The 20,962-nt window shown below is 68.7% G+C and carries 12 protein-coding genes and 1 tRNA gene; 9 read left to right on the top strand and 4 right to left on the bottom strand.

All coding sequences use genetic code 11. The annotated features are described in order from the left end of the window. Positions 1-14: 14 nt before the first annotated feature. The 3 genes from F6J84_RS14750 (at position 15) to F6J84_RS14740 (ending at position 9,943) form a co-directional block, all read left to right on the top strand. Positions 15-6,500 carry a DUF3320 domain-containing protein gene (locus F6J84_RS14750; RefSeq protein ID WP_191905697.1) on the top strand — a complete coding sequence of 2,162 codons (6,486 nt, stop codon included), beginning with the start codon at positions 15-17 and terminating at the stop codon, positions 6,498-6,500. A 210-nt stretch (positions 6,501-6,710) separates the two neighbouring features. After that, positions 6,711-8,699 carry a hypothetical protein gene (locus tag F6J84_RS14745; RefSeq protein ID WP_150974509.1) on the top strand — a complete coding sequence of 663 codons (1,989 nt, stop codon included), beginning with the start codon at positions 6,711-6,713 and terminating at the stop codon, positions 8,697-8,699. A gap of 179 nt (positions 8,700-8,878) precedes the next feature. Continuing rightward, the gene (locus F6J84_RS14740) at positions 8,879-9,943 is read left to right on the top strand and encodes a hypothetical protein (RefSeq protein WP_150974508.1); all 1,065 of its coding nucleotides are present in this window, start codon (positions 8,879-8,881) and stop codon (positions 9,941-9,943) included. A gap of 670 nt (positions 9,944-10,613) precedes the next feature. Here the strand turns inward: F6J84_RS14740 and F6J84_RS14735 are convergent. Continuing rightward, a tRNA-Gly gene (locus tag F6J84_RS14735) sits at positions 10,614-10,687 on the bottom strand. A gap of 57 nt (positions 10,688-10,744) precedes the next feature. Between F6J84_RS14735 and dcd the strand changes: the two genes are divergently transcribed. Continuing rightward, positions 10,745-11,350, top strand: coding sequence for a dCTP deaminase (gene dcd / locus F6J84_RS14730; RefSeq protein WP_150892698.1), 606 nt, complete (start codon positions 10,745-10,747; stop codon positions 11,348-11,350). Between the two features lie 44 nt (positions 11,351-11,394). Here dcd and F6J84_RS14725 read toward each other — a convergent pair whose 3' ends face one another. Together F6J84_RS14725 and F6J84_RS14720 are read right to left on the bottom strand one after the other, a co-directional pair. Then, complete coding sequence (locus F6J84_RS14725; RefSeq protein WP_150974507.1) at positions 11,395-13,113, bottom strand: long-chain-fatty-acid--CoA ligase; 1,719 nt, start codon at positions 13,111-13,113, stop codon at positions 11,395-11,397. 82 nt (positions 13,114-13,195) lie between these two features. After that, on the bottom strand, positions 13,196-13,858 hold the full coding sequence (locus F6J84_RS14720; RefSeq protein WP_150974506.1) for a MarR family winged helix-turn-helix transcriptional regulator: 663 nt from the start codon (positions 13,856-13,858) through the stop codon (positions 13,196-13,198). Between the two features lie 115 nt (positions 13,859-13,973). Between F6J84_RS14720 and F6J84_RS15720 the strand changes: the two genes are divergently transcribed. The 3 genes from F6J84_RS15720 to F6J84_RS14705 all read left to right on the top strand — a co-directional run bounded on the left by F6J84_RS15720 (position 13,974) and on the right by F6J84_RS14705 (position 16,367). Further along, positions 13,974-14,501: a MarR family winged helix-turn-helix transcriptional regulator gene (locus F6J84_RS15720; RefSeq protein ID WP_238702531.1), complete on the top strand. Its 528-nt coding sequence runs from the start codon at positions 13,974-13,976 to the stop codon at positions 14,499-14,501. A 36-nt stretch (positions 14,502-14,537) separates the two neighbouring features. After that, positions 14,538-15,506 (top strand): alpha/beta hydrolase, encoded by a 969-nt coding sequence (locus F6J84_RS14710; protein WP_150974505.1) that lies wholly within the window; start codon positions 14,538-14,540, stop codon positions 15,504-15,506. 225 nt (positions 15,507-15,731) lie between these two features. Then, entirely contained in the window at positions 15,732-16,367 is a 636-nt protein-coding gene (locus F6J84_RS14705; protein ID WP_150974504.1) for an NADPH-dependent F420 reductase, read from the top strand. A 151-nt stretch (positions 16,368-16,518) separates the two neighbouring features. Here F6J84_RS14705 and F6J84_RS14700 read toward each other — a convergent pair whose 3' ends face one another. Further along, positions 16,519-17,949, bottom strand: coding sequence for an MFS transporter (locus tag F6J84_RS14700; RefSeq protein WP_191905696.1), 1,431 nt, complete (start codon positions 17,947-17,949; stop codon positions 16,519-16,521). 539 nt (positions 17,950-18,488) lie between these two features. On the opposite strand from F6J84_RS14700, the gene dnaK reads away from it, so the two are divergent. Further along, a complete protein-coding gene (dnaK, locus tag F6J84_RS14695) occupies positions 18,489-20,357 on the top strand; it encodes a molecular chaperone DnaK (RefSeq protein WP_150974503.1) in 1,869 nt (622 codons plus the stop codon). A 9-nt stretch (positions 20,358-20,366) separates the two neighbouring features. Next, the gene (grpE, locus tag F6J84_RS14690) at positions 20,367-20,960 is read left to right on the top strand and encodes a nucleotide exchange factor GrpE (RefSeq protein WP_150974502.1); all 594 of its coding nucleotides are present in this window, start codon (positions 20,367-20,369) and stop codon (positions 20,958-20,960) included. The last annotated feature ends 2 nt before the right edge of the window (positions 20,961-20,962 follow it).

Genomic DNA, 20,962 nt, shown 5'->3' with positions numbered 1-20,962 from the left:
CAACGAGGAGTGCGATGTCCGAGTTTGATGCGCGAGCGCAGATCGAGAAGGCGCTCATCATCTTGAGTGATGGGCTTGAACCGCACGTTGCTGCACGGTTCCACGAGCTTGCGCCCGCGGTCGCGGACTGGACCGACATCATCGGGCACAAGGACCGGCAGGCCGGGCGTGCATACGCCCGCTACAACCCCAAAGACCTATCCTTGCTCCTGCGGGCGTTCACCGAGTCGTTCGGCTCCATCGGTTACCCGTTCGCGGGGCTGCTCACCCGCCAGGCTCAGAACTGTGCGAGTGAACTGCGCAACACCCGGAACAAATGGGCGCACAACGAAGAGTTCTCGACCGCTGAGACCTACCGAGCACTCGACTGCGCGGAGATTCTGTTGCGGGCGCTTCAGGTCGAAGAGCCCGCCGCACGGGTGGGTGAGCTCAAGACGACGGTGATCGCCGCGATGGCAGCCGAAAGCGGGGTGGCGGTCGCGAGCCCGCAGAGCGGTGCCGATACGGAAACGAACGCCACCCAGACCGCGATCGACGACGCCCAGGCATCGAAGCCAAACGTAGAAGCCCCGATCTTCGCGGAGCCGATCCCGGCCGTGCCCGGCGCGACCGCGCATATCTCGGTGAGCTCCATCCCCACCCTCAGCTACGCACACGCGCGCAACTCGATCGCGATCGTCGACGAGGTCACGATCGACTACCGGGGCGAAGAGATGCGCGGAGCCTCGGTCGAAATCGAAGCGATCTGCCGACTCGGATCGCTCGGCGACCCGAAGGTGGTCATCGTCGATCTCGACGGGGCACGCCCCCTCACGCTGCGGAACGCCGACCTCGTGCTCGACCCCGCACGCATGCTCACCGTCGAACACCCGACGCAGGGTGTCGTTCGCGTCATCCTCCGGGATGCGGCCGGTGCCGTCATCGCGCACCAAGATGCCGCGGTGGAAGTCCTCGCCTCCACCCAGTGGCGTGCCAACCCGCCGCAGCTCGGTCTCGAGCTGCTCGCCTCCTTCGTGCAGCCGAACTCGCCCGCCATCGCGCCGCTCCTGGTGGAAGCATCCGACCTGCTGCAGGCGAAGACGGGGAACCCGGCGCTCGACGGCTACCAGCAGGGCTCACGTGAGCGGGTGGACGCGATCGTCGAGGCGATCTACGAGAGCATGCGGGCTCGGGACATCCGATACGCCGAGCCCCCCGCGAGCTGGGGACTGGAGGGGCAGAAGGTACGGACCCCCGCCGAGGTGCTCGAAGGGCGTCTCGGCACCTGTCTCGACACGACCGTCACCCTTGCGGCGGCGCTCGAAGAAGCCGGGATCAACTCGACGCTGTGGTTGATCTCCGGACACATCTTCCTCGGGTACTGGCGAGACGACGCGAGCCTCGACGGGCCGGCACAGATGGATGCTGCGGAAGCAATCAACTACGTCGGCATGGGGCAGATCGAGGTCGTCGAGACGACGTTCCTGACCGGGGGCGTGGCGTCGAAACCGTTCGCCGATGCGCGACGCATCCACCACACCACCACGCTCGCGGGGGATGCTTCGGCGGTGCTCGGCATCACCGACGTCAAACAGGCACGTCTGGCTCGCATCTACCCGCTGCCGAGCCGGGTGGTGGGCGAAACAGGCGACGTGCAGGTGGTCGAGTACGCCGTCGCACCGGCCGCGGAAGCGTTGCACTACGCCCCATCCGCCGAGGCGATCGCGGGAGGTGTGGCACGAGACGTGCCGCCTCGCGTCGCGCAATGGAAGAACGCGCTCCTCGACCTGAGCCTGCGCAACAGGCTCATCAACTACGGCGACAAGTCCGGGTACCCGCTCGCCGTCCCGCAGCCGTCGCTCGCGGCCTTCGAAGACATGGTCAACAACGGCACCACGATCACGCTCGTGCCCAACGACCGCATCCCCACGGTCGACGGCAGTCGCGGCATCCGATACGGCCAGGAGCTCCCCGAAACGGCGCGCGCGGGGATGCTCACCGAGCGCAAGCAGGTCTTCGTCGGTGTCACCGAAGCGACCTACGTCCCCAGGTTGCGCGCGCTCGCCTACAAGGCGCGGACGATCGTCGAGGAAACCGGCGCCAACAACCTGTATCTCGCATTCGGGATGCTGCGCTGGACCTTCAACGATCGAGAACTCCGCTCTCCGCTCGTGCTCATCCCGGTGACCCTCGAGTCGGCGGGTGGGGGAAAGACCTTCCGTCTCAGCATCGATGAGGCGGGGGAATCCACCCCGAACTACTGTCTCCTCGAGAAGCTCCGGTTGAGTTTCGGACTCGACATCCCCGGCCTCGCCAACCCCGCGACGGACGACTCGGGCATCGACCTCCCGGCGGCCTTCGCCGCGACGCGACAGGCACTCGCGGCCGCCCGACTTCCGTTCACGGTCGAGGACACGGTGGATCTGTCGATCCTGCAGTTCGCGAAGTACCGGCTCTGGAAAGACCTCGACGAGAACTGGACGGAGTTCGCCGCCAACCCTCTCGTCAACCACCTCATCCACACCCCGACCGCGGAATTCGCCGATCCGGTTCCGGCGCCGGCCGACGTCGACCTCGACGCGCTCAGCAACGCCGTCCCCGTGCCCGCCGATTCATCGCAGCTCGAAGCGGTCGCCGAAGCCGAAGCAGGCCGCACGTTCGTCCTCGAGGGACCTCCCGGAACCGGGAAGTCGCAGACCATCACCAACCTGCTGGCTCACTCCCTCGCCAACGGCAAGCGGGTGCTGTTCGTCGCCGAGAAGCGAGCGGCCCTCGATGTGGTGAAGACCAGGTTGGATGCGGTGGGACTCGGTCCCTTCTCGCTCGACCTGCACGACAAGGGGGCGCGGCCGGCGGCCGTGCGGGCGCAGATCCGCGCAGCGATCGACGCTGTCGCCCGCCCGGACGGCGCCGCGCTCAAGGCCGACACGGAGACCGCCGCGACCAGTCGCGGATCGCTGAAGCGCTACGCGCAGCGACTGCACGAGCCGAACGCCGCGGGCCTTTCGCTGTACTCCGCTCGCGCGCAACTGCTCGCGTCGGCCGAGGACATCGAACCCCTCGCGATCCCCTCGACCCTCGTTGCGACAGCGTCCGAAGAGCAGTTCGACAGCCTGCGTGACATCCTGCGCACGCTGCCCGAAACCGCAGACCTCGCGCACCCCACGCCGCTGCATCCGTGGGGCTTCGTGACGGCTTCTGTGGTCGACACGATCGACACGAAGGCGCTCCACGCCCCCGCCCGCGAGTTCGACGCTGCGCTCACCGACATCCTTGCTCGGCAGACCGACAACGACCTGGCGGCCCTCGCATCCAGCCCGGCATCCCTCGATCGCTGGGCCGCGTTGGCGAATGCGCCGCGGTACCCGCTCGACGCGATCGACGCCGTGCATGCACGCAACGCCGCCGGAGAGATCACCGCGCTGCAGGAGCGGCTCAACGCGAGCGCCGCCGAGCGCCCGTGGTTCGCGTCGGTAGGACCCGAAGCGCTCGACGGGGATGTGCAGGCGGTGCATCAGGCAGCGGTCGCGGCCGACGCGTCCGGGTTCTTCGGACGCCGCAAGCGGCAGCGCGCCGCGCTCGCCAGCTTCGGCTCGGCGTTGCGAGCTGAAGCCCGAAGCTTCCCTGCCCGCGAGGTGACACCGCTGGCCGCCGAGATCGCCCGGACGGCTGACGAGATCAGCTCGCTCCGCACTGCGTTGGCGGGACTTCCGCTGTCCGTGGTGTCGCCTGACTGGAACCCCCACCTCCGCGAAGGCATCGAGCCTGCGAAGACCACACTCGCGTGGGTCGTGTGGTTGGGCTCCCAGTTGTCCGCCGGGGACGGCAGCGTCGAGCTTCGCAGCGCCCTCCGGCGGTACTACGCGGCGAGTTCCACGGACCCCGCGCTCGCCGCGGCACTCACCCGGCTCGCGACGGCGTGGCGCGCGCTCGCCGCGGCGAGTGGCATCGCCGACTCCGAGAACGAAGGCATCGCGGTCCTGTTCACCTGGGCCGGTGACATGCCGTTCTTCGAAGCGTGGCGAGCTACCGCAGGCGCCCGCAATCTCGTGACGACGGAGCCCGTGTCCCTCGACCGCTGGGTCGCGTTCCAACGGCATCTGGCGCCCCTGCTCCGCTTCGGCCTCTCGGACGCCCACACCGCGCTGCTCACCGGAGCGATCCCGGCGGATCTCGCCTCGCTCGCATTCGACAAGGGCGTCGCGTTGGCATCCATCGCGGAACGCGCGGACTCCCAGGCCATGGCCGCCTTCGACGTCCCCGCTCACAACCGGACCATCGACCGGTTCACCTCCAGTGCTGCCGCTATCCGCAACGCGCTGCCCAAGTGGATTCCGGGCGAGATAATGGCGAAGCGTCGGATCGACCCCGCCTACGAGGGCGGCATGATGGGTGAGCTGAAGCGCCAGCTCGCCCGGCAGCGCGGGGGGATGAGTGTCCGTGCGCTCTTCGAAAACTACGGCGACCTGATCACGCAGATCGCGCCGTGCGTGCTCATGAGCCCCGAATCGGTGGCCCGCTTCTTCCCCGCGAAGGCGAAGATGTTCGACGTCGTCGTCTTCGACGAGGCTTCCCAGATCCGGGTCGCGGATGCGGTAGGGGCGATGGGCCGCGGGGCTTCGGTCGTGGTCGTGGGGGACAGCAAGCAGATGCCGCCGTCCAGCTTCGCCGAGGCGAGCAGCGACATCGACGCCGACACGTCCTCCGTTGCTGACGTCGTGGCAGACGAGGAGTCGATCCTGACCGAGTGCGTGCAGGCACGCGTCCCGCGTCAGTGGTTGTCGTGGCACTACCGCAGCCAGGATGAGTCGCTCATCACCTTCAGCAACCACGCGTACTACGACAGTCGGCTCTCATCGTTTCCCGCCCCGTGGCCGGTGAGCGGATCGACCGGGGACACCGATCACGGCATCTCCCTCGTTCGGGTCGATGGGCACTTCAACCGGTCCGGGCGGGGGAAGGAACTTCGGACGAACCGCGCGGAGGCTGAAGCGATCGTTCGGGAAGTCGCACAGCGGTTCGCCGCATCTCCGGAGGAGACGCCCTCCCTCGGGATCATCACGTTCAACGCGCAGCAGCGTGCGCTGATCGAGACGCTCCTCAGAGAGGCGCCGGACCCGCGGATCGCCCAGGCCCTCGATGAACGCGACGGCCTGTTCGTGAAGAACCTCGAGAACGTGCAGGGCGACGAACGGGACACGATCCTGTTCTCGGTCGCCTTCAGCGCGAACGACCGTGGCGTCATCCCGCTGAACTTCGGGCCGCTGTCCAGAGCCGGCGGAGAACGGCGACTCAACGTCGCGATCACGCGCGCCCGCCGCCAGGTGATCCTGTTCGCAAGCTTCGACCCGTCCGAGCTGCGCGCCGAAGAGACCGCATCGATCGGCATTAAGCATCTCAAGGGCTACCTCGAGCTCGCCGCATCCGGCGTCGAGTCCGCCACCGACAGTGCGCATCGTGAGCGCATGGTCGACCGTCATCGAGACGAGATCGCCGACGAACTGCGCTACCGAGGATTTGCCGTGCAGACCGACATCGGATTGTCGGATTTCCGGGTCGACATCTCGATCGCCGATGCGGCCGAGCCCGAGCAGCCGCTCGTCGCGGTCCTTCTCGACGGTGAGAACTGGCGCGCACGCCGCACCGTTGCGGACCGGGACGGACTTCCGGTCGACGTGCTGAAGGGGCTCATGAGGTGGCCCGGCGTCGAGCGGGTGTGGCTCCCGGAGTGGCTCCAGCAGCGCGACGAGACGCTCGCGCGTCTGGAGAAGGCTGTCACAGAGGCGAGCGGCGTCCTCAAGACGGCGAAGATCGAGGTGCCCGCGCCGGTCGCGCCCGCCGAACGGACATCGGTGGAGAGCGACACGCCTGAGCCGATGCCCGCCGCGGAATCGGGTTTGCTTCGCTCGAGCCTTGCGCCTGCGCCGGAGTCCGCCGGACCCGAGCTTCGGCATCCTCGCCTGCGCCAATACGTCGAGTGGGAACCCAAGCGGTTCGGCACGACGGAGACGCTCGATCGCCTGCCCGACGGCGCTGCCGTGCAGAAGGTGCGTTCGGTGCTGCGCGAGATCATTCAGGCGGAAGGCCCCATCCACAAGACGCGCCTGGCGCGCCTCGCGGCGGAGTCGTTCGGTCTGAACCGGGTTGCCACGGCGCGCGCGGAAGCGATCCTCCGCTGCCTCCCTCCGGAGCACCTGCGCACCACCGACCAATGGTGCGCCTGGCCGTCCGGCATCGATCCCCTTGAGTGGCGGAACGTCCGTCGTAGCCAGCCCGGTGATGGGCGGAACCTCGACCACGTACCGCTCGTGGAGATCGCGAACGCCATGGCCGTCGTGGCCGAGCTCGGGGGCGGCATGAACGAGGACGAGCTCAAACGCCAAGCCCTGTCGCTGTTCGGCGGCAAGCGAATGACGGAAGGTGTTTCGGCGCGTCTGGCCGCAGGCCTGCAGCGCGGCCTGGACACCGGTCGGATCGAGCGTGACGAGCGCGGAATGCTCTTTAGTGTCCGAGGATTGTAGGGCTGGCGAACCGACCAGCGGGCGTCGGATTCCGGAGCATATCGACGCAGGAAGAACCCCATCAAATGAACCCGAGGCGCCGGTACCGAGCGCATGCTGACCCTGGGCCCTTCCGTTCCCCGGCGCGTTTCCTCTGAGACCGTGTCCGGGATCGTCCGAAGTCCGTCGAACTGGCGCGAGGAGGGGTTCGCGCGCCCCTAATCTGGGCGGGTGACCGCTGCTGAACCACCCGCGCCCACCGAGCAGAACCCGAAAGACGCTCGGCCGAATCGTCGTTTCCTCTGGATCGCGTTGATCGTCGTGGTCGCGCTCGTCGTGGCGGCTGCGGTGGTCTGGGTGGTGCAGCTTCCGAAGGGCACGCCTTCCGCGGTGGCAACGGTCGGAGGTGTCGAGGTCCGTTTCGAGCCGGCCGAGACCCCCGAGGACGCGGCGTACGCGCTCAGCGATCTGCAGAACTCTGCTTATCTAGCGCTCCACCCGTTTCAGCGTGTTGGCGACGGCGAGCTGCCGGAGGGTGACGGCGAACTGCGTTCGGAACTTCCCGTGAACCTCCCCGAGGGGGCGATCGCGACGTTCGCCTACTATGACGCCGAGTCGGCGAGCTGGATGCCCGCGCCGACCAGCATCGGGGACGATCTCCGCACGATCCGCACGGCCGTTTCGTCCGGAGGTGCGTCTGCTGACCCCGCGGCCGCGGGGCCGCCGGTGATGAGCCTGGCGAGCACCGGCACCGCGGCATCGCGTGCGACGACCGTCGCTGTGCCGACCGGTCCGCTCGGCGGGCTCTGGACGATCGTCGTCACGGGCACGGCCGCTGCCGTGGAGGCAGCCAACTCGGCGCTCAATGAGGCAGGGGTCGCTGCCGCGGGCTTCGTCGAAGACCTCGGCGAGAACACCGCCGCGGCATGGGCTGACTTTTCGTCCGACTTCGCCCTCGGCTCGCAGTGGGCGATGCGTGCCACGCACGTGCTTCTGGGGAACTCTGCGGACATCCCGGAGTGCGAGCCAGACTCGGAGGGGGCGGTGCCGTGGGTCCAGGATTCTCTCAAGTCCGATAACGCAGCCGTCTCCGGCTTCGGGCTCGACGGCGGGAACGCTGCTGTACTGATCTGTGTTGGCCCTGATCCGGATGACTCCTCGCGTCTGCAAGTGCGAGCGGCCGCGAACCGGTCCTACGGCTTCCCGGTTGTCTTCGCAGACGGCCTCACGACCGTCTACGCCGGCATGGATGCGCTGGAGCCTTCTACCTCGGACCTCATTGGAGCCGGATACCAGATGATCGCCGACGGGGCCAGCCTGCTCCTCAACCCACAGACGTTCATCCTCCCCACCCGCACTTACACGTTCGTCGTCGAAGAGGACGCGGTGCGTGCCTCGCAGCAGCTGACGCAGACGGCGCAGATCGTAGAGTTCCCGATGCCGAGCTTCCCAGAGGTGCTGCTGTCCGGAACGCTGGGTGCCGCTCTCGAGGAGTTGGACCCGGACGACGTCTTCGCCGGCGCCCTGGGCGTGTTCTTCCTCGCCCGGGACTGCGACTTCACCCAGCTCAAGCCAGAGAACGACTGGGCGACGACGGCCAACTGGATCTCCACGTGCGTCGGCGCCCTGGACTCCGACACGCTCCAGGGCGCTGCTGTCGAGGTGGCTGGAAAGGCATCCGGGGAGGCTGCCGAGAAGGCTCAGAAGTTCGTGGGTGGTGCCGCTTCCAAGGCCGGCTCGGTCGTGTCGAAGCTCGCCTGGCTGACCATCACCTCGGCGATCCAGAGCACGATCGACTACATCGGTGATGTCGGGACCGAGGCGGTGTCGGAGTACCCGGCGTGGTTCGTCATCCTGACCCTCAACGCTCCGGCGGCGAAGTGGGATGACTTCGCGGGCACATGGTGCCGGGCGGATGGTTCGTTCTGTCATGACTACCGCCCCGGCACGGTGGCGACCGCGTGGGGGACGTCGACGATCCGGCAGACCGGGATGATGGGGGACTGCTTCGAGGGCCTCGGCGAGGACGATCCGGGAAGCGGCGCGATGGTCGTCTATTGTCCTGCGGGCGTTCCCACGCCGGAGGACGTGCCAGGGGAGGACATCGGGCTTCCCCCGGCCGACGACAACGTCGACTTCGAGCGCCTGTTCGTCTACCAGGGCTTCGGAAATCATGCCAAATTCCGTCAGACCGACCTGGCAGCGCTCAGCGCTCAGTGAGCGCGCCCGCGGCGGTTTCAGGCGGCGACTCGAGGAGTCCAGGCGGCAGCAACGCGACTGCGGCGCACCGGAATTCGGGAACCAGTGACTCCCCGAGGACGACGGACGATGTGCCCGCGCAGGTGCGGGGTGTTGAAAGGGGAACAATGCAGGCTCACTTCCGTGTCTCGACCAGACGGATGAAGAAGACGACGGTGGCGGCGCTGCTGTGCGTCGCACTGACCGCAGGGCTCAGCTCATGCGCTTCTGCGGACCGTGACGGACTGGATGCGCTCACCGATCAGGTCAATGCGATCTACGAGGAAGCAGAAGCCAGGGGTGAACTCGGCGCGATAGAGGTCCACACCTTTCTGACAGAGAGCCTGGCCGACGCCAGCTACCCGGTCGAAACCCTCCTCGCATATGCGGGTACGGCGTCGGAGATGGAGTACACGCTCTCCGTTGGACTGGAGGCACTCTCCGGGTCTGCGTCAGCGTTCGACGGGAAAACGGCCCGTCGCGTACTGGACAAGACGGAGATCAGCGTCGAGAACGTTCTCGCCGAGTTCAGAGGTGACCCACAGTGGCTGGTCGACAACGGCTTCGCCACGGCAGACGAGGCCGTCAAGATGACATCGGCCAGCACGAACGCCTCGGCGGCGCAGCCGGACAGTTGGGGTGAGCCTCTGGGGTGGGACGCCCAGCCGGTACCGCCAGGGTCGCTTCGCCATGTCACCTTTTCCATCGGCATCGATGGCTCGTTCCGTGAACTGGATTACTGGATCGAAGGAGAAGACGAGGCCGGTGCCAAGGCCTGGGCGGCGGGGCTGCCGAGAACGGGTGTGTCCACGCACAATTTCGTCCGCACCTTGAACGGTGACACCAACGTGACGTTGAACTCCGGCGCCAAAGTGAGCCCGGCCCAAGGCCTTCCCGCGCAGTGGCATGCAGCATTGCCCACGGGCGGTTTTGACTACCGGTTCGCCGGTCGCACCTATGAGGTCCGGTACGACGGGAAGCCCTCGAAGCCGCCGGTCTTCCACGTGACCCTGTCAGAGCAGAACCGCATGGACGCGTACGCCGCATGGATCCGTTCTCAGCCCGGCTGGACAGTGAACATCGATGACGGAAAGTTCTTCAGCGCCAGCAGCGCCGACTTCGAGGTGACAGCGCTGAGCGAAGGCGACGGCACAGACAGCGTGACCATCACGGCCATGCGCTGGGATGTACCGGGAACCGACGCGCTCCGCCCAGACAACCACTGAGCATCGATCGCTCGGAATCGGGCCGGGTACGGGGAGGGCCGCGGAGGAATTCGCGGTCCTCCTGTGCGCCTCCCGCAACAGGCAGGGCCCGCCGAGTCCGCCTGGCGGGCCTTGCCTGTTCGAGCTAGCTGTCGTTGCCACCGACCTTCTGAATGGGACCTCATTCGATCAGCACCGTCTCCGGCCGCCGGTGCGCACCGTCATCGCGCGGGAACCGTCGACCAGATTCGGTTCGTGAACCTCATCGTTGATGAGCTGACCCGCATCGGCGTGATGGATCCTGCACGGCTCTTCGAAACCCGGATACGGACCATGCGCCGACTCGAACGGACGTGATTTTCCCTATCCGGACGTCGACGCCTTGGTGCGGACGCTGCGCGACATCCGCGCGACAGCGCCGCATCCGACGTCGTTTCGTTCAGGCGCGGCCGGCCACCAGAAGGTCCTGGTGCGTCGTTGGCACGGTGAGGTCTCGATTCCGAGGAATCTCCAGTCCGGGATACCTCTGGAAAGCGACAACATCGGAGGGGCTGACGGGAATCGTCTTCACCGCCTTCTCCACCCGCGCGCGCCGGTGCGGAGCCTCGGGCGGCGTGGGCCCATCCAAGGGTTCGGTTCACTTCAACACGAAAGCTCCGCCGGGCGGCCTGGCGGCCGCACGTCGGAGCTTTGGAGGGGCTGACGGGAATCGAACCCGCGCTATCTGCTTGGGAAGCAGAAGTTCTGCCATTGAACTACAGCCCCGTACGCCCGGAGGCGTTCCGCAAGCATAGCAAAGGCGAGGCTCGGTAGGCTGAGCCCGTGCTGCTCTCCGATCGTGACATCAAGCAGGAACTGTCCACCGGCCGGATCGGACTGGAGCCGTCGGATGCGGCGATGATCCAGCCGTCCAGCGTGGACGTCCGGCTGGACCGCTACTTCCGGCTCTTCGACAACCACAAGTACCCGTTCATCGACCCGGCCGTCGACCAGCCGGAGCTGACGCGGCTCATCGAGGTCGCCCCCGACGAGCCGTTCATCCTGCACCCGGGGGAGTTCGCCCTGGGATCGACGTTCGAGCTCGTCTCGCTCCCGGACGACGTCGCCGCGCGCCTGGAAGGGAAGTCCTCCCTGGGCCGGCTGGGGCTGCTGACCCACTCGACCGCCGGCTTCATCGACCCGGGATTCTCCGGGCACGTGACGCTCGAGCTGTCCAACGTGGCCACCCTGCCGATCAAGCTGTGGCCGGGCATGAAGATCGGGCAGCTCTGCTTCTTCCGGTTGAGCTCCCCGACCGAGAACCCCTACGGCTCCGGGGTGTACGGCAACCGCTACCAGGGGCAGCGCGGGCCCACCGCATCCCGGTCCTTCCGCGACTTCACCGTCGCCGACGTGGCCGTGACCGAAGCGGGCGCTGCCGGGCACTGACCCGTACACACCCCGGGCACTGACCCGCGGGCGCTCCGGCGCGCTCAGTCCTCGTCGGGGAGTGCGCGCACGGCCTTCCGGTCGGCGATGAGGGTGTCGCGCACGCGCCGTCGCAGGACCTTGCCGATGAGGGACTTCGGCAGCTCCTCCCAGACGACGTAGCTGCTGGGCCGCTTGTACTCGGCCAGGTGCTCGCGCGCCTCGGTGCGGGCCGCATCCTCGTCGAACGTCGCGCCCGGCTCGAGCACGACGACCGCGGTGACCACCTCGGCGCCGCCGCCGCGCGGGACGCCGACGACCGCCGACTCGGCGACGCCCGGCACCGTGTTCACCACGCGCTCCACCTCGCTCGGGGAGACGTTGAACCCACCCGTGATGATGAGCTCCTTCTTCCGGTCGACGACCGTGACGAAGCCCTCGTCATCCTGCACGACGAGGTCTCCGGTGCGCAGCCAGCGGTCCTCGATGAGGGCCGCGGCCGTCTCCTCGGGACGGTTCCAGTACCCCTGGAAGACCTGCGGGCCGTGGATGAGCAGCTCGCCCACCTCGCCCTGTGCCACCTCGCGGGTCGGTTCGTTCGGGTCCACGACGCGGATGTCGGTGGACGGGAACGGGATGCCGATGGCGCCGATCTTCCGGTGCGAGGTGAACGGGTTCGCCAGCGCGACGGGGCTCGTCTCGGTGAGGCCGTAGCCCTCGTTGAGCATGCTCCCGGCCAGGTCCTCCCACCGCTTCACCACCGCGGGGGTCAGCGTCATCGCCCCCGAGATCGCGTACACGACGCCGCTCAGATCGAGCTTGCCCTCGCGCGCCACACGGGCGAGGCGGTCGAACATCGGCGGGACGGCGGGGACGAACGTCGGCGGGAAGCGCTTCGCGGCCTGGGAGACGAGCTCGGGATCGAAGGTCGGGAACAGCACCGCACGGGAGCCGGTCTCGACGGAGTAGATGACCGACAGCAGCACGCCGAACGAGTGGAACATGGGGAGGAGACCGTAGATGTTCCCCTCGCCACGGGTGAAGTCCGGCATCCACGCGGCCCCCTGGCGCGCGTTCGACCACAGGTTGCCGTGCGTGATCATGGCACCCTTCGGGGTGCCCGTCGTCCCGGAGGTGTACTGCAGGCAGGCGAGGTCGGTCACCGACGGGCGCGGGTGGCCGGCCGGCAGCGGCTTGCTGCGCTCGAGACGGGAGAACGGGATGGTGCCGGGTGCCGGAGCGGTGAGCTTCGCCCGCGACTCCCTGGCCTTCGCGACGGGGAGCCGGAGAGCCAGACGGGTGCCGAACGGCATGTCCCGGGTGACGTCGACGGAGACGATGTGGCGGATGCCGAGATCGGCGGGCAGGGCGGCGATCGTCGGGGCGACTTTGTCCCACGCGACCACGACCTGCGCACCGTGGTCGCGGAACTGCACCTCGAGCTCGTCCGGGGTGTACAGCGGGTTGTGCTCCACCACGACCGCCCCGAGGCGCAGCACCGCGTAGAACGCGATGACGTGCGTCGGCGCGTTCGGCATCACGAGCGCGACCCGGTCGCCGCGGCCGACCCCGAGATCGCGGAGCCCTGCGGCGACCCGGGAGACCCGGTCGGCGAGCTCCCGGTAGGTCACGGTGGCGCCGAAGAAGCTGATCGCATCGCGGTCGGCGTACTCGGCCACGCGCTCGTCGAGGAGGTCGGAGAGGGAGCCGGTGACCGTCTCGATGTCGAGGGGGGTGCCCGGAGCGTAGAAGCGGTTCCAGGCGCGCGTGGCGTTGAGGTGCATCATTCCAGCTTAATTGCCGCGACCGGGGCATTCGGAGGCCGCGCTCCCGCGCGGTCCGAGCGCCCCGGTCGGGGTATTCAGGTCAGTCGACGTCGGCGGTGGCGGAGCGCTCGTCCGCGCCGTACCCGTGCCGGCCGCGGTGACCGGGGAACGGGCGGCCGTGCCCGTGCCCGTGGTGGCCGGCGAACGCGCGGCCGTGTCCGCCGTGTCCGCGCCCGCAGCCGTGTTCGCCGTGGCCGTGATGGCATCCCTCGTGGCCGTGGCGGCATCCCTCGTGGTTTCCGCCGCGTCCCTTGCCGCCGTGTCGACGGCGGCGCAACACGCGGGCCGCATCCGCGACGTCGTCGCCGCCGAGGCTGCGGGAGATGGCCTGGAGCGACGCCATCATCGTGGCGAAGTCCTCGGGGCTGACCGCGTCGGCGACCTGCGCCCGCACTCCCGCGACCTTCTCGGCGAGGCGGTCCTTCACGGCACGCCCCTCGGTCGTGAGCGTCCAGGTTCCGTCGGCCCATTCGGCCCAGCCGCGCGCATGGAGAGCGGACAGCCGTCGTCCGCGGTGCACGAACCGGGCGAGGCGCTCGGGGTCCTGCACGTCACCCGACAGCAGGTTCAGCAGCATCCAGTCGCGGCGGTCGACTCCCTCATCCGCCAGCGCCTCCGCGATGCGCGCCGAGATCACGCGGTCGGTCGTGTGCAGCCAGAAGCCGAGCGGGCGGTCCGGGGTGGTCTCATCCTGATCGTTCATGGGGACTCCTCTTCTCGGGCCGCCCGTGTCGGCGGCCGAATACTTGTCATTGTGCATGTACATGCAGTGTGACATGGAAGTCTGACGCATGTCAATATGCATGTAAATTCGAGGTATGACGGATGCGGATGCGACCGGTGCCGACCCCGGCGAGATGATCGCCGCAGCGTTGTCCCGGTTGCGAGGGCGCCGTGGGGGCCCGCGCGGGCCGATGCCGCACGGACGTTCGCACGGCATGCACGGCGGTCCCTTCGGTCACGGGATGCCGGATGCGCCGCCGTGGGCGGGTCCGCACGGACGTCCCGGTGGCGGACCCGCCAGGATGCGGCTGCTCGAGGCGCTCGCCGGTGCGGAGCGACCCCTCTCGGTGAGCGAGATCGGCGAGGCGATCGGCGTGGACCAGCCGCGCGCGTCACGGCTGGTCCAGCAGGGCGTCGAGCACGGGCTGCTGCAGCGGGAGGCGGACCCCGACGATGCGCGCCGCACGCGCATCGTCCTGACCGACGCGGGCCGGAAGGTCGCGCGCGGGATGCGGGGGGAGCGTCGCCAGATCATCGAGGACGCGCTCGCCGGGCTCACCGAACCGGAGCGCGCCGAGCTCGCGCGCCTGCTGACGAAATTCGCGGACGGCTGGCCCCAGTAACCTGCCGGTGCGACGTCACTCATTCGAAGGAGCACGATGACCACGCACCCGCCCGCGAGACCCCCGTTCGATCCTGAGCTGGATGCAGTACTCGAGGCGATCGGGCGGGTGATGTCGCCCACGATCACCCCGGACATGATCCCGGCCGCGCGCCAGGAGCCTTCGCGGCGGCCCACCCCGGAGGCGCTCGCCGCGGCCGGGCTCGAGGCTCGCGACGTCGTCATCCCCGGATACGCCGGCGCCTCGATCGAGGTGTCCGTCGTGCAGCCGGTCGGGCGCACCGGAACGGGGCCCGGCATCTTCCACATCCACGGCGGCGGCATGATCCTCGGCGACCGGTGGTCGGATCTCGAGACGTTCGCCGAGACGATCCTGCGGTACGACGCCGTGTTCGTCACGGTCGAGTACCGCCTCGCGCCGGAGTTCCCCGACCCGGTCCCGGTCGAGGACTGTTATGCCGCCCTCGTCTGGACGGCCGAGAACACCGCCGAGCTCGGCATCGATCCCGACCGGCTCCTCATCATCGGCGTGAGCGCCGGGGGCGGACTCGCCGCGGGCACGACGCTCCTCGCCCGCGACCGCGGCGGCCCGCGGCTGTGCGGCCAGATGCTCTTCTACCCGATGCTCGACGACCGCGACCGGACCGTATCGACCCTGCAGATCGACGGCGTCGGGATCTGGGACCGCACGAGCAACATCACCGGGTGGAGTGCGCTGCTCGGCGACCGACGCGGCACGGACGACGTCTCGATCTACGCGGCGCCGGCGCGGGCGACGGACCTCAGCGGGCTGCCGCCCACCTTCATCGACTGCGGAAGCGCCGAGGTGTTCCGCGACGAGGACGTGGCGTATGCGAGCGCGATCTGGGCGGCGGGCGGCCAGGCCGAGCTGCATGTCTGGCCGGGAGGGTTCCATGCCTTCGAGGGGTTCGTCCCCGGAGCCCGGCTCTCGCAGGAGATGATCGCCGCCCGCGCGAATTGGCTCGCCCGGATGCTGGCCCCCTGACTCCGGGTTCCGATACCGCCCCGCCGACGGCGGGCGCAACCCTCGCGCCCGCCTTCCGAGCCTGGTCCGAGCCTGCCCGCGAGACTGCATCCCCGCCACGAGACGGAGCGTGAGCGCATCCGTCTCGTGGATTCCGTGCAGTCTCGCGGTGGGAAAAGCGACGCGGCGGGAGCGGCGGATCGGTCGCCGAGGGAATTCCCGGGGCCGCATCCCGTTGGGCCCCGTATGACAACAGTCGGAATCATCGGAGCAGGACACATCGGATCCACCCTCGCGCAGGGCCTGGTCGAACGCGGCTACGACGTGGTCATCAGCAACTCGCGCGGCGCGGAGACGCTCTCGGAGCTCGTCGCCGATCTCGGCCCACACGCGACGGCCGGCACCGCGGCCGACGCGGCCGAGCAGGGCGAGTGGGTCATCGTCACGGTCCCGCTGAAGGCCATCGACGCGATCCCGGCGGCGCCGCTGTCGGGCAAGGTCGTGCTCGACACGAACAACTACTACTGGGAGCGCGACGGGCGCATCCCCGAGCTGGACGAGAAGCGCACGACGACCTCCGGGATGCTGCAGGCGCGGCTTCCGGAATCCACCGTCGTGAAGGGGTTCAACCACATCCAGTCGGCGGAGATCCTCACCGACGGTGCCCCGGCGGGCACGGCGGGAAGACGGGCGCTGGCCACCGCGAGCGACTCCCCGCTCGGCTCCGCCTTCGTCACGGCGCTCTACGACGAGTTCGGCTTCGACACGGTGAACATCGGGGCTCTCGACGAGAGCTGGCGGGTCGAGCGCGACCAGCCGGCGTACGGCGTCCGCCAGGATGCGGACGAGCTCGCGGCGAACCTGGCCGGCGCCGCGCGCTGACCGCATCCGTTCCCCCCTCCGGGATCCCGCGAGACTGCAGGCACAGCACGAAACAGCGGCTGGTTACGTCTGTTTCGTGCTGGCTATGCAGTCTCGCGGGAAAGGTCGCGGGCGAGGGAAAGGGAGAGGGCGCGCGGAGAGAGCGGCGGGATCAGCGGATGCGGGGCGGCGGCGGCAGCTTGACGAACAGCAGCAGCACCAGCCCCAGGAGCAGTACCAGGGCGATGCCGAGCACGCCCCAGATCGTCGCACCGAACAGGAAGATCGCCAGTGTCCACATGGCGGGGGCGATGAAGCTCGCCACCCGACCGGTCGTGGCATAGAGGCCGAAGATCTCGCCCTGCATCCCGGCCGGGGTCACCCGCGCCAGCAATGACCGGCTGGCCGCCTGCGCGGGACCGACGCATGCGGAGAGCACGAGTCCGCCGACCCAGAACACGATCGTGCCGAGGTCGTGCAGGGCGAACAGAACGACCGCCATCACGACGAGCCCGGTGAGCGCGGTGATGATCACGGCCCGGGCGCCGAACCGGTCGTCGAGCCGGCCCGCCAGGATCGTCGAGACGCCGGCGACGACGTTCGCGGCGATCCCGAAGATCATCACTTCTGTGGGCGAGAATCCGAACGAGACGGCCGCGAGCACCCCGCCGAAGGCGAACACCGCGGCGAGGCCGTCGCGGTAGACGGCGCTGGAGAGCAGGAACCAGAACGTCGGGCGGTGCGAGTGGAACAGCGCCACGACGTCCTTCACGAGCGTCACGTACCCGGCGAAGAACCCGACCTTCTGCACGCCCGGAACCGCGGGCGCTTCCGGCACGTTGAGGAACAGCGGGATGGAGAACACCAGGGTCCAGACGCCGCATCCCACCGCGATCAGGCGGTAGGCGAGACCGTCCGAGGTGTCCATGCCGAACCAGTCGGCGAAGGTCAGCAGCACGACGATCGTGAGCGCGACGATGCCGCCGATGTAGCCGAGACCCCAGCCGAGGCCACTCACCCGGCCGATGGTCCGTGGGGTGGAGACCTCCACGAGCATCGCGTTGTAGTTCACGCCGGCGATCTCGGAGACGACGGCACCGGCCGACAGCACGATCGCCCCGACCCAGAAGTAGGCGGGGTCGGCGTGCACGAAGAAGAGGCCGAACTGCGCGAGCGCCAGCAGCACGGTGAACACCAGCAGCCAGCGCTTCTTGCGGCCGGAGCGATCCGCCGTCTGGCCGAGCACCGGAGCGAGCAGCAGGATCAGGATGCCGGCGAGGGTGGTGGCGAGGCCGTAGCCGCTGGAGAGGTCGGCGAGGGCGCGTTCCTTCACCGGGTCCGAGGCATCCAGGGCGGCGATCTCCGGCGGCAGGAACGAGTCCGAGACGAGGTAGAGCGAGGCGAACACGAAGGTCAGCAGCACGGAGTTGAACGGCTGCGCCGCCCAGTCCCACATCGCCCACGACCACACCTGCTTGCGCGGCACCACCCGGTCCGGCGCGGATTCCTGGAACAGCGCGCCCATCGGCGCGAGGGCGCCGGTGTTCGCGGTCGGTGGGGGCACGGGTGTGGCGGAGGCGCGGAGCGGCGACTCTGAGTCCATGTGCGTCACGCTGAGGCCCTTCCACGAACGAGCGGTGCCGAGTCGGCGGGGACCGCGGATGCCGCGTCGTTGCGGCAATCGCCAGGGTAGCGCCCGCAGCCGTCCCGGGTGGAAACGCGCCGTTCCGGCCGCCCGGGCCGCGCCATCCCCGGGGGTGTCTCCGGCGGGTTTCTCCGGGAGGAGGACGATCCGCCGGCACGCGGACCGCCGTGGGCGGATCATCCTCTGCTGGACGGAAAGTCCTCGGGCCGGCGGGGCTCGGCTCGGCGGCGGGGACTCCGTCTCCGAGCAAGCCAGGCCCGCCAGGCCCGCCGAGCCCGCCGGACGCCACCGAGGGGACGCCACGCCCGGGCGTGCAGCCAAGGGGATGCCGGGATGCGGCGCCTGCGCCGCATCGTTCCGGGCACCCGCACGGAAAACTTGAGCGCGTTCATGTCAAGTTCACTTGACGGTCGGAAAGCGTGCCGGTACGCTTGAGTCATCGCGGCTCAGGTTTGCGGCCGCCCCCAGACATTACCTATCCATAGAAGGAGAAGCCCATGCCCCGTGCAGTCGGAATCGACCTCGGTACGACCAACTCGGTCGTCAGCGTCCTCGAAGGCGGTGAGCCGAAGGTCATCGCCAACGCCGAAGGCTTCCGCACGACCCCGTCGGTCGTCGCATTCACCAAGGACGGCGAGGTCCTCGTCGGCGAGACCGCGAAGCGGCAGGCCGTCACGAACGTCGACCGCACCATCACGTCGGTCAAGCGTCACATGGGTACCGACTGGCGCACCCAGGCGATCGACGGCAAGGCGTACACGCCCCAGGAGATCTCGGCCCGCATCCTGCAGAAGCTCAAGCGCGACGCGGAGCAGTACCTCGGCGACACCGTCAGCGACGCCGTCATCACGGTTCCGGCGTACTTCAACGACGCCGAGCGTCAGGCGACGAAGGAGGCCGGCGAGATCGCGGGCCTGAACGTCCTCCGCATCATCAACGAGCCCACCGCGGCTGCGCTGGCGTACGGTCTCGACCGCGGCAAGGAGGACGAGCTCATCCTCGTCTTCGACCTCGGCGGCGGAACCTTCGACGTCTCCCTCCTCGAGGTGGGCAAGGACGACGACTTCTCCACGATCCAGGTGCGCTCCACGGCCGGTGACAACCGCCTCGGTGGCGACGACTGGGACCAGCGGGTCGTCGACTACCTCATCAAGCAGTTCAAGGACACGACGGGCGTCGACGTCTCGGGCGACAAGATCGCGCTGCAGCGTCTGAAGGAGGCTGCGGAGCAGGCGAAGAAGGAGCTCTCCAGCTCCACCTCGACCTCCATCAACCTGCCGTACCTCTCGCTCACCGAGTCCGGCCCGGTCTCCCTCTCCGAGACGCTGACGCGCGCGAAGTTCGAGGACCTGACCAAGGACCTGCTCGACCGCACCAAGAAGCCGTTCCAGGACGTCATCCGGGAAGCGGGCATCAAGGTCGCCGACATCGACCACGTCGTGCTCGTGGGTGGTTCCACCCGCATGCCGGCCGTCGCCGAGCTCGTGAAGTCCGAGACCGGGAAGGACGCCAACAAGGGCGTCAACCCGGACGAGGTCGTCGCCGTGGGCGCCGCGCTCCAGGCCGGTGTCCTCAAGGGCGAGCGCAAGGACGTGCTGCTGATCGACGTCACCCCCCTGAGCCTCGGCATCGAGACCAAGGGCGGCATCATGACCAAGCTCATCGAGCGCAACACGGCCATCCCGACCAAGCGCAGCGAGACCTTCACCACCGCCGACGACAACCAGCCGTCGGTCGCGATCCAGGTCTTCCAGGGCGAGCGCGAGTTCACCCGCGACAACAAGCCGCTGGGAACGTTCGAGCTGACCGGCATCGCGCCGGCTCCGCGCGGCATCCCGCAGGTCGAGGTCACCTTCGACATCGACGCGAACGGCATCGTGCACGTGTCCGCCAAGGACAAGGGCACCGGCAAGGAGCAGTCGATGACCATCACCGGCGGTTCGTCGCTGCCCAAGGAGGACATCGACCGGATGGTGCGCGAGGCCGAGGAGCACGCTGCCGAGGACAAGAAGCGCCGCGAGTCGGCCGAGGTCCGCAACCAGGCCGAGACGCTCTCGTACTCGATCGACAAGCTGATCAAGGAGAACGAGGACAAGATCCCCGCCGAGGTGAAGGAGTCCGTCCAGGCCGACGTCGACGCGGTCAAGACCGCGCTCGCCGGTGAGGACGACGACGCGGTGAAGACGGCGTACGACAAGCTGAACCAGAGCCAGAGCGCTCTCGGTGAGGCGATCTACCAGGCCGCGCAGGCGCAGGGACAGCCCGCTGACCCGTCCGCCACCGACCCGGGCGCCGGCACCGTTCCGAACCCCGAAGAGGACGTCATCGACGCCGAAGTGGTCGACGACGACGAAGACAAGAAGTAAGACGAGAACATGACGGACAAGAACTTCGAGACGCCCGAGGGCGACGACGAGGTTCGGCCCGGCGCAGAGGGGTCGGAAGCTCAGGCTTCCGGCCCCGACGCGCAGGAGCCGGAACTGACGGTCGACGACATCCTCGGTGCCGAGCAGAACGTGGATGCCGCCGCCGAGGACGCGACCCTCGCCGACCTCGAGTCGGCGTTGCTGGCGGACCTGAAGCGGTTGCAGGCCGAGTACGCCAACTACCGGCGCCGCACCGAGGAGCAGCGCGAGGTGGAGATCGAGCGCGCCAAGGGCACGGTGGCGAAGGATCTGCTGCCCGTGCTGGACGACCTCGACCGCGCCCAGAAGCACGGCGACCTGGTCGCCGGCTCCGCTTTCACCGCGATCGCGGAGAAGATGCGGACGATGGCCGACCGGCTCGGCCTGGTGGTCTACGGGGAGGCCGGGGAAGCGTTCGACCCGCAGCAGCACGAGGCGATCTTCCAGCAGCCCACTCCCGGTGTGACCGAGGCGACGATCCTCGAAGTGGTCGAGGTCGGGTACCGCCTCGGCTCGACCGAACTGCGTCCTGCGAAGGTCGTCGTCGCCGTTCCGGCGGAGTAGGA

It is taken from the genome of Microbacterium caowuchunii, from assembly GCF_008727755.1.
Classification (GTDB): Bacteria; Actinomycetota; Actinomycetes; order Actinomycetales; family Microbacteriaceae; genus Microbacterium; species Microbacterium caowuchunii.
This window is presented reverse-complemented; position numbering and strand designations above follow the sequence as displayed.

Bases quoted from the DNA above. Each gene is read 5' to 3' on its own strand.
- F6J84_RS14750 (WP_191905697.1), top strand. From the start codon at position 15: ATGTCCGAGTTTGATGCGCGAGCGCAGATCGAGAAGGCGCTCATCATC.
- F6J84_RS14740 (WP_150974508.1), top strand. From the start codon at position 8,879: ATGAAGAAGACGACGGTGGCGGCGCTGCTGTGCGTCGCACTGACCGCA.
- F6J84_RS14725 (WP_150974507.1), bottom strand. From the start codon at position 13,113: ATGCACCTCAACGCCACGCGCGCCTGGAACCGCTTCTACGCTCCGGGC.
- F6J84_RS14720 (WP_150974506.1), bottom strand. From the start codon at position 13,858: ATGAACGATCAGGATGAGACCACCCCGGACCGCCCGCTCGGCTTCTGG.
- F6J84_RS15720 (WP_238702531.1), top strand. From the start codon at position 13,974: ATGACGGATGCGGATGCGACCGGTGCCGACCCCGGCGAGATGATCGCC.
- F6J84_RS14710 (WP_150974505.1), top strand. From the start codon at position 14,538: ATGACCACGCACCCGCCCGCGAGACCCCCGTTCGATCCTGAGCTGGAT.
- F6J84_RS14705 (WP_150974504.1), top strand. From the start codon at position 15,732: ATGACAACAGTCGGAATCATCGGAGCAGGACACATCGGATCCACCCTC.
- F6J84_RS14700 (WP_191905696.1), bottom strand. From the start codon at position 17,949: ATGGACTCAGAGTCGCCGCTCCGCGCCTCCGCCACACCCGTGCCCCCA.
- dnaK (WP_150974503.1), top strand. From the start codon at position 18,489: ATGCCCCGTGCAGTCGGAATCGACCTCGGTACGACCAACTCGGTCGTC.
- grpE (WP_150974502.1), top strand. From the start codon at position 20,367: ATGACGGACAAGAACTTCGAGACGCCCGAGGGCGACGACGAGGTTCGG.